We start from the raw sequence: 15,543 nt of genomic DNA, 5'->3' as shown, positions 1-15,543 counted from the left end.
TCGGATCCGAACAGGTTCCGCCCCCGATGTTGATCAACGGAACGGCATGCCGCGGCCACCCATGGCGCCCATCATGCCCTTCATGCTGCGCATCATGCCCTTCATGCCGCCGCCGGCCATCTTGCTCATCATCTTTTCCATCTGCATGTACTGCTTCATGAGCTTGTTGACGTCGGCCGGAGTCACGCCCGAGCCCTTGGCGATGCGCGCGCGGCGCGAGCCGTTGAGCAGGTTCGGATTGCGCCGTTCCTTCTTGGTCATCGAACTGATGATGGCGATCATGCGTGGCACTTCCTTGCCCTGGCTGACCTGCTGCTTGAGGTGGTCCGGGATGTTGCCCAGGCCCGGCAGCTTGTCCATCAGGCCGCCGATGCCGCCCATGTTCTGCATCTGCTCCAGCTGGTCGCGCATGTCGTTCAGGTCGAACTTCTTGCCCTTGGCGACCTTCTCGGCCAGCTTGGCCGCCTTGTCCTTGTCGACCTGCTGCTCTACCTGCTCGACCAGCGACAGCACATCGCCCATGTCCAGGATGCGGCTGGCGATGCGGTCCGGATGGAACACATCCAGGCCGTCCGGCTTTTCGCTGACACCGACGAACTTGATCGGCTTGCCGGTGATGTAGCGCACACTCAGGGCGGCACCGCCACGGGCGTCACCGTCGGTCTTGGTCAGCACCACGCCGGTCAGCGGCAGCGCATCCCCGAAGGCCTTGGCGGTGTTGGCCGCGTCCTGGCCGGTCATGGCATCGACCACGAACAGAGTCTCGGCCGGGTTGACCGCTGCGTGCAGGGCCTTGATCTCGGCCATCATCGCTTCGTCGATGGCCAGGCGGCCGGCGGTATCGACCAGCAGCACGTCGACGAACGACTTGCGCGCATCGTCGATGGCGGCGCGGACGATGGCTTCCGGCTTCTGGTCGGCGCTGGACGGGAAGAACAGCACGCCGACCTGTTCGGCCAGGGTCTTCAGCTGCTCGATCGCCGCCGGACGGTAGACGTCGGCCGAGACCACCATCACCTTCTTCTTGCGCTTTTCCTTCAGGTGCTTGGCCAGCTTGCCCACGGTCGTGGTCTTGCCGGCGCCCTGCAGGCCCGCCATCAGGATGATGGCCGGCGCCGGCACGTTGAGGTTCAGGTCGCTGGCTTCAGCGCCCATCACCGCGGTCAGCTCGTCGCGGACGACCTTGATCAGCGCCTGGCCGGGGGTCAGCGACTTCAATACTTCCTGGCCAACGGCGCGCACCTTGATGCGCTCGATCAGCGCCTGTACCACCGGCAGCGCGACATCGGCCTCGAGCAGCGCGATGCGGACCTCACGGGTGGCCTCGCGGATGTTCTCCTCGGTCAGGCGGCCACGGCCGCGCAGGCGCTCGATGGTGCCGGAAAGGCGCTGGGTCAGGGACTCGAACATGCGGTGCGACCTGTCTGAAAACGGGGGACAATAAGGCACACAGTATAGCCGGTCCGCCCCTGCTCCCGGGCTGCGACACGGCGGCCGTCGCCAGCACCCCGGGGGTATGCGAAACTGCCACGATGACAATCGTTCTCATCGCCGTCCTGCTCTACCTGGCCGCCAGCGTCCTGCTGGTGCGCGCGCTCGGCCGCGATGGTGCCGTAGGTTCGCCCGCCTGGCTGTGGCCGGCGCTGCCAGCCATCGTGCTGCATGGCGGCTATCACGTGATGGTGGCGATGCGCACGAACGGCGGGCCGGACATGCATTTCTTCGCGGCGCTGTCGCTGGTCGGCCTGGGCATGGCCTGGCTGACGTCGCTGGTGGGTGCACGCGGCCGCATGTCCGCGCTGGGCGTGGTGGTGTTTCCGCTCGCGGCACTGTTGCTGCTGGCCTATCACGGCTATGGCCACGAGCCGAGCAAGGTGCTGGGCTGGCGGTTGGCCAGCCATGCCTGGCTGGCCCTGCTGGCCTACGCCACGCTGAGCATCGCGGCATTGCTGGCGATCATGCTGTGGCTGCAGGAACGCGCGCTGCGCCGCCGCGAATTCCGGCCCTGGCTGCGCGCCCTGCCCCCGCTGGCCGATCTGGAAGCGCTGCTGTTCCGGGTCATCGCGGTGGGCTTCGCCCTGCTCACGCTGACCCTGGTCACCGGCGTCCTGTTCGTCGATGACCTGCTTGCACAGAAGCTGGTGCACAAGACCGTACTGAGCGTGCTGTCGTGGATCGTTTTCGGCGTGCTGCTGATCGGCCGCCGCCGCTACGGCTGGCGCGGGGTGAAGGCGGTGCACTGGACATTGACGGCCATGCTGTTGCTGCTGCTGGCCTTCTTCGGCAGCCAGTTCGCGATCGAGCTGGTGTTCGGACACTCCCGTTGATCGGATGACAGGTCCGCCGGGCATCGCCCGGCGGCGCAGAGCAGTGGCGCCGGGCCATGCCCCGGCGAGCGAGGCGTGCCTACAGGCCGTACCGCTCGATCACGTCCAGATGCGGCTGGCGATCCTGGTCGCAGGCTTCGGCCAGGCGCAGCCAGCACAGCGGATGTGCCCAGCCGGCGGTGGCCTGCTGCAGGAACCGGTGCAGCGCGAGCGGTGCGTGATCCTGAGGCTGGGCGATGGTGAACAGCAGCCCCGGCAGCGTGCCATCCTCGGCCTCCGGGTCGGTCACGGTGTAGTCGGGACGGCTGTGGGCCCAGATTTTCCAGCCCTGCGCCTCAACCGCCTCGACCAGGGCATTCCAGGCGTCCTCACCCGGATGGGCGCCGTCGATCAGCCAGCTGCGGGCGAAGCCGCCACGCTCCAGCACATGCACCTGTGCGTAGGTCGGGATGAAGTGCTCGCGTGCCTCCTCGTCTTCCGGTGCCGGATGCACCAGCGCCGCGTCGAACACCACCCAGTCACCCACCTGCTGGGCGCGGTTGGCCGGCGCGTTCTCGACGATGCGGGCGGTCACCGGGCCACTGCGCCGGGCGTAGTACTCCATCGGCTCGCCCTCTTCCTCGCTGCGGATGATCACCCAGCCCCACGGCTCTTCGACCACACCCTCGGTGCTGGACAGTTCCATGCCGATCGCCGCCGCCGACCGCCGCACGGCGTCCCAGTCATGCGCGGCGCTGGCGGCACTCATGTGGTCCCAATGCGCGGCATTGGGCTCCTCCAGCAGTTCGATCAGCTGCGCGTAGCAGGCCTGGGCATCGCTGAAGCGTCCGGTCTCCATGTACATGCGGGCCAGCGTGCCACGCGCGCCATGCGATCCCGGCGACAGCTCCAGCAGTGCCTTTGCGGCCAGCTCCAACGCCGGCCAGTCGGACACCCGGCGCGCGCGCTGCACCTCGCACCAGTGGGCGAACACCGGCACGCTGTCGCGGAACACATCCGCCAACCGGCGCAGGCCCGCGTCATCGCCCTGTTCGGCCAGCCACCGCATCAGCGTGTAGGCCGCGGCACCATCGTGCTGCGGATGCGCCGCCACGAAGTCCCACAGCAGTGTGCGTGCTTCGGCCTGCGCGCCGCAGGCATTGAGCGCCGAAGCCGCCGTGTCGGCCAACGGCTCATCATCGGGACACTGTGCGTGGGCCTGCAGCAACCATTGCGCCTCCTGCTCGGGATCGCGCGAGTGGTTCTGCTCCCCGCGCGCTTCCAGCCACGCCAGCAGCTCCGTGGCCGGCACCGGCAACGGCGCGACCTCCGGCAGGCTTTCCACGCGTGCAGCCAGGGCGGCCACCAGCGCGGACGCGCCGCGGTCCTGGCGCAGCTGCGGAAGGTGGGCACGGGCCAGGCCCAGCTGCCGCTGCGCCACCCAGCGCGCGCCCCGCTGCAGCGCCAGCTCCAGGCTGAGTGCAGCCACCTCGATCAACAGCCGGTGCGAACCGACGCGGGCGAAATGTTCGATGATGGTGTTGAAGCGCGTACCCAGGTCCCAGGTGTTGCGCGCCGGATCGCGCCGGCACAACGCGGCGGCGGTGTTCGCCCACAGTCGCCAGTAGTTCGGCGTCAGCTCGCTCCACGGCACCATCTGCTGCAGCGCTTCTTCGTCGCGGCCCAGCTGTGCCAGCGCCCAGGCCTTGGACAGGCGGCGCGGCACGGTGCAGTTGGCCGGCTCATACTCGCCCGACGCGACCACCTCGGCCTCCCGCTTTTCGATCAGCGCCAGCGCTTCCTCAGCGCGGCCCAGGCCCAGAAGGATCTTGATCTGCATCTCCGGGAAGCTGTCGAACACCTCCTTGCCGCAGGCCTCGATCGCGTCGGCCTGTGCCTGCAGGTAATCCAGCGCCTCCTGGCCCCGATCGTCGTCCAGCAGCGCGTCCGCCTTCTCGCAGCTCAGGCACTGGAAGCAGGCCCAGCTCGGATCGATGCGTGCCAGGGTCTCGTCGCAGACCTCGACCCGTTCGGGCACCCAGCCGGGGCCGTCGATGTTGCCGTAGCAGGCGGCCAGATCCTGGGTCACGCAGATCGACTGCGGGCACTCCAGGGTGTCCTCGCGATGCGCACGCTCGAACAGCGCGACCGCCTCGCCCAGTGCACTTTCACCTTCGACGCGGTTACCCACGCGGTTGCGCAGCGCCCAGTGGCCGACGTAGACATCGACCCAGGGATTGTCCAGCGCCTTGCCCAGCGCACGCGCCTCGGGCAACAGCGCATCGACGCGGTCGACCTGCAGCTCGCTGACGTCGTCTGCAAGGCGGTTCAGCAGGTGCGCGTTCTGCGCCTGCCCGGCCTGGCGCAGGTCGCCCTGCAGTTTTTCTACCCAGTTCCAGATGTCCATGAGGGGATTACGTGCTCCTGTCTAGCGAAGGCTGGATGAGAGCGGGCGTCAGCGCAGCATCTGCTGCAGCGCGCCCGCGATGTCGGTGAAGGCTCCATTGAGGTCGGGGCCTGCGGTTGCCGTCGTCCGCGCCAGGGGCCTGCCCTGCGCGGCGACGATGATCTTCAGGGAGCGCAGCAGGCGTGCGGCCGCTTCGGCCTGCGGGTGGCCTTCGCGCTGTGCGCGCAGCAGCGCCTGCACTGCGGTGTTGTCGAGGTTGAGATACAGCCGCGACGGTGCACGCGATTCGATGCGTGCAGTGAACTGGCGGGCCAGCCGCAGCGCGGCCATCGACACCCGCTTGTCGTTCTCGTCGTCCTCCAGCCGCTGCTTCAGTTCGGCCTCGCGGTCAGGCACCACCACCACCGGCAGTGCCTCCGGACTGAAGCGCGCCGGCAGCAGCTGCTCACCATCGCCCAACTGCTCACGCAGCCAGGCCAGCTGCGCCTCATCGAGGCTGTCATCGGTACGGAACAGCGCGCGGTTGCCCTGCTCGGTGCCCAGTTCCACCAGGCGCAGGCCCTTGGCCTGGGCCCAGCGACGCAGGAACGGAACCACCGCATAACGATGGCCATGCGCGACCGGCACCCCCATCGCGCGGAACAGCATCTCTTCGAAACCGCCACCGTTGTCGAGGATCACATGCACGGCGCCGCGTGCCGGCAGCGCGCTGGCCGGCAGATCGCCCTGCGAGGTCGGCACGCGCACGTGCTCCACCAGCAGTTCGAACAAGCGGTCATCACACAGCGCCGCGCCCAGCAGCGCTTCGTTGTGGCGGGCCAGCACCCGGCGCCAGGCTTCAGGCTGCTGCCGTGCGACCTCGGCCAGCCCATCGATCAACGCTTCCAGCAGGGCGTGCTGCACGGCGCGGTAATGATCATCGCGCTGCAGATCCTCACGACTGGCGGTGGGCGTCAGCCGCGAGGACTCGATCACGCCACCGATGAAGCCGGCCCAGGGCGGGAGCAGGTCACGTGCATCGTCGTCCAGCAGCATGCCGCGCACGAACACTGACAGATTGCGGTTGTCACTGGTGCCATAGGTGGCGCCATCCTGCACCCACAACAGGCCCGTGGCGTCGCTGACGCCATCGGCGCGCAGCGGCAGGGTGACGATGGGCTCGAAGTCATGCTCGAAACGCGCGGCGAACTGCAGGGACTGCCGGCGCGCCTGCACCGGGTGCAACGCGACCTCGCCCTGCCCCCGCCAAGGTGGCGGCTCCGGATTGATCGCCGAGGTGGCGGCACCGATGAAGATCGGTTCGGACAGCAGCGCGCAGTACCGCCCCAGCACCTCGTGCAGGCGTGCTTCGTTGGCCAGCGGCAGGAAGTCGGAGTGCAGTTCCAGCTCGACCTCGGTTCCGATCTCGCGCGCGGGCACTTCGCTGACCGTGTACTGCTCGGCATTGCTGGACACGTACAGATGGCCGAGGTCCGGCGTCTGGTAGGAGGTGGTGCGAACGCTGACCCGACGCGCCAGCACGAAGGCGGACAGGAAGCCGAGACCGAACATGCCGATCAGGCCATCCTCGTCGGCGCCGCCCTGGCGCAGGCCACGGGTGTAGCCGACACCGACGGTGGCCAGGTAATCGTGGATCTCCTGGCGGGTCAGGCCCGCCCCGGTATCGCTGATGCGCAGCACGCCGACGGTGGCGTCGACCTGGACGGAGATCCGGGAAGGCACGTCCCTGCCCGGCTGCTCGATGCGACGGCGGATGATCGAGTCATGCGCGTTCTGCACCAGCTCGCGCAGGGCCACCATCGGCGTGGAGTACAGGTGCTTGCCCAGCACCGTCATCAGTCCATTGAGGTCGACGCCCGCACGGCGGATTTCGGCGGCGGGGGCGGTAAGCGCGGGGTCCTGCATGTAATCGTTTACTCCTGGGCGCGGAAAGGCGCCACAGGGCGCCTTCGTCGAGCGGGAAAAACTAGCACAGCGAGGCTGACCGTAGCCGCATCTGACGTCTGCAGGGTCTGGCCCATGCCCGGCGGTCCTTCGCCGGTGAAGCAGACGCGCGTGGGCCGGCTCAACAGGATCGCGGCCGCCGGCGCGCCTCCGATGGAATCACGCTGCGTCGATCGCCTCGGACAGGCGCTCCACGGCGATCACCTCCATGCCCTTGACCGAGCCCCCCTTGGGCGCATTGGCCTTCGGCACGATCGCACGCCTGAAACCATGGGTGGCCGCCTCGCGCAGCCGGTCCTCACCATTGGGCACCGGGCGGATCTCGCCGGACAGGCCCACTTCGCCGAAGGCGATTGTCTTCTCGGCCAACGGCCGGTCCTGCAGCGACGACAGCACCGCCAGCAGCACCGGGAGGTCGGCGGCCGTCTCCTGCACGCGGATGCCGCCGACGACATTGACGAACACATCCTGGTCGCCCACCAGCAGACCGCCGTGCCGGTGCAGCACCGCCAGCAGCATGGCCAGACGGTTCTGCTCCAGGCCTACGGCGACACGGCGCGGGTTCGACAGCGGCGACGCGTCGACCAGCGCCTGTACCTCCACCAGCAGCGGACGGGTTCCTTCACGGGTCACCATCACGCAGCTGCCGGGCTGGTGCGTACTTCCACCGGACAGGAAGATGGCCGACGGATTGGAGACCTCCTTCAGGCCCTTGTCGCCCATGGCGAACACGCCCAGCTCGTTGACCGCGCCGAAACGGTTCTTGAACGCACGCAGCAGCCGGAAGCGGCTGCCGCTTTCGCCTTCGAAGTACAGCACCGCATCGACCATGTGTTCCAGCACACGCGGGCCGGCGATGCCACCTTCCTTGGTGACGTGGCCGACCAGGAACACGGCGGTGCCGGTTTCCTTGGCGAAACGCACCAGCCGTGCGGCACTCTCGCGCACCTGGCTGACCGACCCCGGTGCGGCGGTCAGGCTTTCCGTCCACAGCGTCTGCACCGAGTCGGCCACGATCAGGCGCGGGCCGGCCTTGGCCGCGTGCTGGAGGATCGACTCGACGCCGGTTTCAGCGAGCGCGTTGACGCCATCCAGGGGCAGTTCCAGCCGATGCGCGCGACCGGCCACCTGGGCCAAAGACTCCTCGCCGGTGACGTAGAGCACCGGCAGCTCGGCCGCCATCCTGGCGACCGCCTGCAGCAGCAGGGTCGACTTGCCGATGCCGGGATCGCCGCCGACCAGCACCACCGCCCCCTCCACCAGGCCGCCGCCAAGCACACGGTCGAACTCGCCGATGCCGGTGCTGACCCGGCGATGCTCGGTCTGCTCCACGTCCTTCAGGGCGGTGATCTTCGGCGGATCGACCTTGCCCGCCCAGCCGGCCCGCCGCGATGCCGGCGCCTTGGCCGCCGCCGCGCTTTCCAGGACGATTTCCGACAGCGAATTCCAGGCATTGCACTCGGTGCACTGGCCCTGCCATTTGCTGTACTCGGCGCCGCATTCATTGCAGACGTAGGCGGTGCGGGCTTTTGCCATCTGGGAATTTCCTGCGGCGGGGACGGGCGTGGCAGGATAGCCGAGCCCGGTCGCAGGTGCTGCGACCGCTCAAGTACCGCCCACCTGCGCCGATAGGGGTCGCGGGCGTGCGCCTTGCGGGCGCCCCTCCCTTTCCCACTGGATTCAACATGACTGGAAGTTACAGTCAGAGCCTGGTCGCCATCTCTCTGCTGGTGGCCATTCTTGCTTCGTACACGGCCCTGGACATGGCCGGGCGTGTCGCCAGCGCGCAGGGACGCGTCGCCCGCTGGTGGCTGGCTGGTGGCGCCGCCGCGATGGGCCTGGGCATCTGGTCGATGCACTTCATCGGCATGCTGGCGTTCGACCTGCCGATCCCGATCGGTTACGACCTGGCCATCACCCTCTACTCCCTGGCCGTGTCGATCGGCGCATCGGCCTATGCGCTGTGGCTGGTCTCCCGCCCCAGCCTGCCGCGACGGCGGCTGCTGGCCGGTGCGGTGCTGATGGGCACCGGCATCGCGGCCATGCATTACCTGGGCATGGCCGCCATGCGCATGCAGCCCGGCATCGACTACCACCCAGGATGGTTCGCGACATCGATCGTGGTGGCCATCGGCGCAGCCGGCGCTGCGCTGTGGATCGCCTTCCGCCTGCGCACCGAGCAGCGCAACACGCTGCGCCTGCGCCTGCTCGCCTCGCTGGTGATGGGGCTGGCCATCGTCGGCATGCATTACACCGGCATGGCCGCCGCACGCTTCGCGGACGGCAGCATCTGCGGTGCCGTGGTCAACGGCGGCATCGATGCCCGCTGGCTGGCGGTACTGGTCATCGTCACCACCGTGGCGACGCTTGGCATCGCGCTGGTGGCCTCCCTGTTCGATCGCCAGATGCGGGTCCGCACCGGGCTGCTGGCCGATTCGCTGGCGCACGCCAACAACCGGCTGATCCAGGCTGCGCTGCACGACCCGCTGACCCAGCTGCCCAACCGCATGCTGCTGCAGGACCGCATCGAACAGGCCATCGAGAAGGCCTGCCGGCACCAGCACGCGGTGGCCGTGATGTTCTGCGATCTTGACGGATTCAAGGCGGTCAACGACGCCTACGGTCATCAACTGGGTGATCGCCTGCTGGTCGCCGTCGCGCAACGCATCGGCGGCCTGCTGCGACCGCAGGACACCTTCGCGCGCCTGGGCGGGGACGAATTCGTGATCGTGCTGGCGATCGACATCCCGGATGACGCCGTGGTCGTCGCAGAGCGCATCATCGCCGCGGCCAGCGAGCCTTTCATTCTCGACGCGGCCGAGCTGCAGGTCAGCGCCAGCCTCGGCATCGCCCTGTACCCGGACGACGCCGGCAACGAACGCGAGCTGATGGCCCACGCCGATGCAGCCATGTACCACACCAAGGACACCGGCCGGAACGGCTACACGTTCTTCACTCCCTCGATGCAGCTCAGTGCAAACCGCCAGCTGCGGCTGCTGCAGGATCTGCGCAAGGCCATCGCCCGGGACGAACTGGTGCTGCACTACCAGCCGAAATTTCCCGCCGCCGATGCCCCCGCCAGCGGCGCCGAAGCGCTGCTGCGCTGGCAGCACCCGGAACTGGGCCTGCTGGCACCGGACGTGTTCATCCCGATCGCCGAGCGCAGCGGGCTGATCCTGCCGATCGGTGACTGGGTGCTGGATCGCGCCTGCGCCCAGCTGCGTGCGTGGCATGATGCCGGCCATCGCGGCTGGACGATGGCGGTCAACCTGTCTCCCCTGCAGTTCGCCTCGCCGACGCTGCTGGCCAGCGTGCGTGCGGCGCTGGAACGACACGCCATCGATCCGCCTCTGCTGACGCTTGAGATCACCGAAACGACTGCGATGAAGAATGTCGACGCGAGCCTGGCGATTCTCAACGATCTCACCGCGATGGGCGTGCACATCGCCATCGACGATTTCGGCACCGGCTATTCCAGCCTGCTCTACCTCAAGCGCATGCCGGCCACCGAGCTGAAGATCGACCGGGCCTTCGTGCACGACCTGGAACGCAATGCCGAAGACGCCGCGATCGTCTCCTCGATCATCGCCCTGGGCCGTACGCTGCAGTTGCAGGTGGTGGCCGAGGGCGTGGAGACCCAGGCCCAGCGCGAGTACCTGAGCGAACTGGGCTGCGACCAGCTGCAGGGCTACCACCTGGGTCGGCCGATGGATGCCGAGGAGTTCCTGCGCAAGGTGGGGTGAGGCCCGGCGTGCGAGGTCGGAGCCCTCGCCTGCGACATGGGATCCGACCCCATCCACCTGACAACAGAAAGGCCGCCCGGGGGCGGCCTTTCTGCGTGGCAACGTCGCGGGGACGTCAGTGCATCATATGCACGTTCATGTTGTGCATGACCCACAGGGTGCCGACCACGATGATGCCGATCACCACGATGGTGAAGGCAGCAGCGTTGACGTTCCAGCGGCTCTCCGAGGAGCGGTCCAGGTGCAGGAAGAACACCAGGTGGACCAGCATCTGCAGCACGGCGGTGATCGCGATCACCACACCGTTGACGGTGCGGGAGAAGTCGCCCGACATCACCATCCAGAACGGGATGACGGTCAGCACCACTGCCAGCACGAAGCCGATCAGGTACGACTTCACGCTGCCGTGGCTTTCGCCACCGGTGCCATGATCGTGTGCGTGGTTGTCATGTGCCATTACAGCGCTCCATTGAGGTAGACGACGGAGAACACGCCGATCCAGATCAGGTCCAGGAAGTGCCAGAACAGGCTCAGGCACGCCATGCGGGTCTTGTTGGTCGGGGTCAGGCCGTACTTCTTCAGCTGCACGAACATCACCAGCAGCCACAGCAGGCCGGCGCTGACGTGCAGGCCGTGGGTACCGACCAGGGCGAAGAACGCCGACAGGAAGGCACTGCGGTCCGGACCATAGCCCTGGTGGATCAGGTGCTGGAATTCCCACACTTCCATGCACATGAAGCCGAAGCCCAGCAGCCAGGTGATTGCCAGCCACAGGTACATCTGGCCCACCTGCTTGCGGTGCAGGGCGATCATGCCCAGACCAAAGGTCAGCGAGGAGGTCAGCAGCAGCGCGGTTTCCCAGGCCACGAACGACAGTTCGAACAGGTCCTTCGGACCGGGGCCACCATCGGTGCCGCCGGCCAGCACCACATAGGTGGCGAACAGCGACGCGAAGATGAGGCAGTCGCTCATCAGGTACACCCAGAAACCGAAGACGGTGTTGCCGCCGGTGTCGTGATGCTCGTGGTCGTCATGGCCATGGGCCGCCGCATGCGCGGCGTGCCCGTGGCTCAGGGTCGAGGTATTGGTGCTCATGCCTTCAGCTCCGACTTCACCAGGCCCTGGGCTTCCAGGTGCTTGCGGTGTTCGTTCTCGATGCGTTCCACCTCGGCGGCCGGGACCCAGTAGTCCACGTCCTGGTCGAAGGTGCGGTAGATGAACGTGGCGATCATGCCGACGAAGCCGACGATGGCCAGCCACCAGATGTGCCAGATCATCGCGAAGCCGAACACCAGGCTGAAGGCACCGATGACAACACCCGTGCCGGTATTGCGCGGCATGTGGATGTCGGTGTACTTCGCCGGCTTCGGCCAGGCCTCACCGCGCTGCTTGCGCTCCCAGAAATCGTCCAGCTCGGTGACGTCCGGCAGCGTGGCGAAGTTGTAGAACGCCGGCGGCGAAGAGGTTTCCCACTCCAGCGTACGGGCATCCCACGGATCGCCGGTCAGGTCGACGGTCTTCTTGCGGTCGCGGATCGACACGGCCACCTGGATGATCTGGCACAGGATGCCGGCACCGACGATGAAGGCACCTGCAGCAGCAACCAGCAGCAGCGGCTCATAGGCCGGATTGACCGTGCTCTGCAGGCGACGGGTCATGCCCATGAAGCCCAGCACGTACATCGGCATGAAGGTCACGTAGAAGCCGATGAACCAGCACCAGAACGCGCACTTGCCCCAGAACTCGTTGAGGCGGAAGCCGAACATCTTCGGCCACCAGTAGGTGATGCCCGCGAACATGCCGAACACCACGCCGCCGATGATCACGTTATGGAAGTGCGCGATCAGGAACAGGCTGTTGTGCAGCACGAAATCGATGGCCGGGATGGCCAGCATCACGCCGGTCATGCCGCCGATGGTGAAGGTGACCATGAAGCCGATCGTCCACAGCACCGGCGTGGTGAACTGCACGCGGCCGCGGAACATGGTGAACAGCCAGTTGAAGATCTTCACGCCCGTGGGAATGGAGATGATCATCGTCGTGATGCCGAAGAAGGCATTGACGTTGGCACCCGAACCCATGGTGAAGAAGTGGTGCAGCCACACGATGAACGACAGCACGCCGATACAGGCGGTGGCGTAGACCATGCCCTTGTAACCGAACAGGGCCTTGCGCGAATACGTGGCGATCACTTCCGAGAACACGCCGAACGCCGGCAGGACCAGGATGTACACCTCCGGGTGGCCCCAGATCCAGATCAGGTTGATGTACAGCATGGCGTTGCCGCCACCGTCATTGGTGAAGAAGTGCGTACCCAGGTAACGGTCCAGGGTCAGCAGCACCAGGGTGATGGTCAGCACCGGGAAGGCAGCGACGATCAGCACGTTGGTCACCAGGGCGGTCCAGGTGAACACCGGCATCTGCATCAGCTTCATGCTCGGCGTGCGCATCTTGAGGATGGTGATGAAGAAGTTGATACCACTCAGCGTGGTACCCAGACCCGCCACCTGTAGACCCCAGATGTAGTAGTCCATGCCTACGCTTGGACTGTATTCGATCCCCGACAAGGGCGGGAATGCCAGCCAGCCGGTGGCGGCGAACTCACCGATCCACAGCGACAGCATGATCAGCACCGCACCGGCGACGAACAGCCAGAAGCTGAGCGAGTTGACGAACGGGAACGCGACGTCGCGCGCACCGATCTGCAGCGGCACGGCCAGATTCATCAGGCCGGTGATCAACGGCATCGCCACGAAGAAGATCATGATCACGCCGTGGGCGGTGAAGATCTGGTCGTAGTGGTGCGGCGGCAGGTAACCCTCGGAGCCACCGACGGCGATGGCCTGCTGGGTGCGCATCATGATCGCGTCGGAGAAACCGCGCAGCAGCATGACGAAGGCGACGATGAGGTACATCACGCCGATCTTCTTGTGATCCACCGAGGTGAACCACTCCTTCCACAGATAGCCCCACAGCTTGAACTTGGTGATCAGGGCGACGACGCCCAAGCCACCCAGCACCGCACCGACCAGTGTGGTCAGCACGATCGGATCGTGGGGGATCGACTCAAGAGAGAGTTTTCCCAGCATGTTCATTCTCCCGAGCCCGCATGACCGGCGTGGCCGGCGTGCTCGTGTTCAGTGGCATCCAGGTTTTCCCCGGACTCCTTGGACTTGTGCTCTTCGCTCGGGGCGTGGCCTTCGTGCCCTTCATGGCTGGCAGCATCGGCGGCAGCGGCGCCCGCATGGGCGTGCTTCATGCCGTAGTGCTTGTTGTCGCCCATGTGCTTGGCGATGACCCAGTCGAACAGGCCCTCCTCGGACCGGCCGTAGTAGGTCACCGGATACCACTCGGCATTGCGCGCTTCACCCAGGGCCTTGAACGAGGCCTTGTCCAGCGTCTGCTCACCGGCGCGGACCTGGTCCAGCCACTGGCGGTACTCGGCATCGGTGACCGAATAGGCAGTGAAGTGCATCTTGGCGAAGCCCGCACCGCTGTAGTGCGAGGACATGCCCGGGAATTCACCGGTTTCGTTGGCGATCAGGTGGAGCTTGGTCTCCATCGCCGCCATCGAATAGATCATGCTGCCCAGGTGCGGGATGAAGAAGGCATTCATCACCGTGTCGGAGGTGATCTTGAAGTTCAGCGGGGTGTTGACCGGGAACTTGATCTCGTTGACGACCGCGATCTTCTCTTCCGGATAGATGAACAGCCACTTCCAGTCCAGCGAGATCGCCTCGATGGTGACCGGCTTGACGTCCGATTCCAGCGGCTTGTACGGATCCAGCGCGTGCGAGGAGCGCCAGGTCAGCACAGCCAGCACCAGCACGATCATGCAGGGGATCGACCACACCACCACCTCGATCGCCGTCGAGTGCGACCACTTCGGCTCGTAACGGGCCTTGGTGTTGGAAGCGCGGTACTTCCACGCGAAGGTCAGGGTCATGATGATGACCGGGATGACGACCAGCAGCATGAGCACGGTGGCCGTGATCAGCAGGGTCTTCTCATCCTGGCCGATCTGGCCCTTCGGACTGAGGATGGCCACGGCATCGCAGCCGGTGAGCATCACCAGCACTGCGAGCAGCAGGCCCGGGCGCAACCAGCGCCCAAGGGTTTTCAACGGAATCATCGGTCGATCCAATTGCGAGGGAATGCCGTTCCCCGTCCTGCCCGCTCCGGCCAAAGCCGGTCCCACCCGTCCGGAGACAGGCAGGGAGGTGGGGTCGAGTCAGCCTTGCAATTTTAGGCCGTCACCCACCATTTAAGAAAGGCATTGACAATGATCCTCCGCAGGAAAGGCCCCATTCTGGCTGCGACACGTTGTCGCACCGTGCGCGCAGTGGGGCGCGGAGCATCGCAGCCGCAGGTGTCGCCACGCCGGAATCCCTCGTTCGGCAAAGTCGAATGAACGCATTCAGGAACTGTGGCATGCTGACGCGCGTGCGATGCTGTCCGTCTACTGGAGAGCTCCAATGGGCAAAGTCGATTTCAAGACGCTTGACCGCACCCTGTACCGGGCGCCGACCGGCGACTTCGTCCTGCTCCAAGTGCCCTCCCTGCCGTTCGTGATGATTGACGGCCGCGGCGACCCCAACACGGCAATCGCCTACGCCGAGGCCGTACGCTGGCTTTACTCCGTCAGCTATGCGTTGAAGTTCGCCCTCAAGGCGGTGGGACAGGACCATGTGGTTGCGCCGCTGGAGGGGCTGTGGAGCGCTGAGGATCCGGGCAGCTTCGTCGCCCGCCGCAAGGACGAATGGACCTGGACCCTGATGATCCGCACCCCGGATGCCGTCGACACGCCGCGGTTCGCTGCAGCAACGGAGACGGTGAGGGCGAAGCTCGGTGCGCCACCTTCCAGCCTGCGCCTGCAGCGGCTGGAGGAGGGTCTCTGCCTGCAGACGCTGCACGTGGGCCCCTATGAGGATGAAGGCCCGACACTCGCGAGGCTGCACCAGGAGGTGATGCCATCGCTGGGCTACACGTTTGCCGGCCCGCACCATGAGATCTATCTGAGCGATCCACGGAAGACCGCTCCTTCGCGACTCAAGACACTCCTGCGCCAACCTGTGCGGGCGGTAGAGGCGGATCAGCCGCCGGTGGACGTCCCCGCCCGGCGGGCGAGGACGTCCTCCCTGCA

11 protein-coding genes are annotated in these 15,543 nt (G+C 66.4%); 3 read left to right on the top strand and 8 right to left on the bottom strand.

The window, feature by feature from the left end; genetic code table 11:
* Positions 1-33 precede the first annotated feature (33 nt).
* Positions 34-1,410: a signal recognition particle protein gene (gene ffh, locus AC06FB_RS07625; protein ID WP_053518973.1), complete on the bottom strand. Its 1,377-nt coding sequence runs from the start codon at positions 1,408-1,410 to the stop codon at positions 34-36.
* Between the two features lie 122 nt (positions 1,411-1,532).
* On the opposite strand from ffh, the gene AC06FB_RS07620 reads away from it, so the two are divergent.
* A complete protein-coding gene (locus AC06FB_RS07620; RefSeq protein WP_053518974.1) occupies positions 1,533-2,327 on the top strand; it encodes a cytochrome C assembly family protein in 795 nt (264 codons plus the stop codon).
* A 79-nt stretch (positions 2,328-2,406) separates the two neighbouring features.
* Here the strand turns inward: AC06FB_RS07620 and AC06FB_RS07615 are convergent, their stop codons facing one another.
* From AC06FB_RS07615 to radA, 3 genes are all read right to left on the bottom strand, one after another.
* A complete protein-coding gene (locus AC06FB_RS07615) occupies positions 2,407-4,713 on the bottom strand; it encodes a tetratricopeptide repeat protein (RefSeq protein ID WP_263177827.1) in 2,307 nt (768 codons plus the stop codon).
* A gap of 48 nt (positions 4,714-4,761) precedes the next feature.
* Entirely contained in the window at positions 4,762-6,618 is a 1,857-nt protein-coding gene (locus AC06FB_RS07610) for an ATP-binding protein (protein WP_478053525.1), read from the bottom strand.
* A gap of 198 nt (positions 6,619-6,816) precedes the next feature.
* Complete coding sequence (radA, locus tag AC06FB_RS07605; RefSeq protein ID WP_478053524.1) at positions 6,817-8,193, bottom strand: DNA repair protein RadA; 1,377 nt, start codon at positions 8,191-8,193, stop codon at positions 6,817-6,819.
* A gap of 149 nt (positions 8,194-8,342) precedes the next feature.
* On the opposite strand from radA, the gene AC06FB_RS07600 reads away from it, so the two are divergent.
* The gene (locus tag AC06FB_RS07600) at positions 8,343-10,400 is read left to right on the top strand and encodes a putative bifunctional diguanylate cyclase/phosphodiesterase (protein WP_053518982.1); all 2,058 of its coding nucleotides are present in this window, start codon (positions 8,343-8,345) and stop codon (positions 10,398-10,400) included.
* 115 nt (positions 10,401-10,515) lie between these two features.
* Here AC06FB_RS07600 and cyoD read toward each other — a convergent pair whose 3' ends face one another.
* The 4 genes from cyoD to cyoA are packed head-to-tail and all read right to left on the bottom strand — an operon-like array spanning position 10,516 to position 14,532.
* Positions 10,516-10,857, bottom strand: a complete 342-nt coding sequence (gene cyoD / locus AC06FB_RS07595) for a cytochrome o ubiquinol oxidase subunit IV (RefSeq protein WP_053518984.1) — start codon at positions 10,855-10,857, stop codon at positions 10,516-10,518.
* Positions 10,857-11,495: a cytochrome o ubiquinol oxidase subunit III gene (cyoC, locus tag AC06FB_RS07590; protein ID WP_065174633.1), complete on the bottom strand. Its 639-nt coding sequence runs from the start codon at positions 11,493-11,495 to the stop codon at positions 10,857-10,859. The genes cyoD and cyoC overlap by 1 nt, the downstream gene beginning before the upstream one ends.
* A complete protein-coding gene (gene cyoB, locus AC06FB_RS07585; RefSeq protein WP_053518988.1) occupies positions 11,492-13,489 on the bottom strand; it encodes a cytochrome o ubiquinol oxidase subunit I in 1,998 nt (665 codons plus the stop codon). The genes cyoC and cyoB overlap by 4 nt, the downstream gene beginning before the upstream one ends.
* Positions 13,490-13,491: 2 nt before the next feature.
* Positions 13,492-14,532 (bottom strand): ubiquinol oxidase subunit II, encoded by a 1,041-nt coding sequence (gene cyoA, locus AC06FB_RS07580; RefSeq protein WP_053518989.1) that lies wholly within the window; start codon positions 14,530-14,532, stop codon positions 13,492-13,494.
* 343 nt (positions 14,533-14,875) lie between these two features.
* Here cyoA and AC06FB_RS07575 point away from each other — a divergent pair.
* A partial coding sequence (locus AC06FB_RS07575) for a GyrI-like domain-containing protein (protein ID WP_478053523.1) occupies positions 14,876-15,543 on the top strand: 668 nt, incomplete at its 3' end.

Source organism: Stenotrophomonas sp. Steno-C15 (genome assembly GCF_056393265.1).
This window is presented reverse-complemented; position numbering and strand designations above follow the sequence as displayed.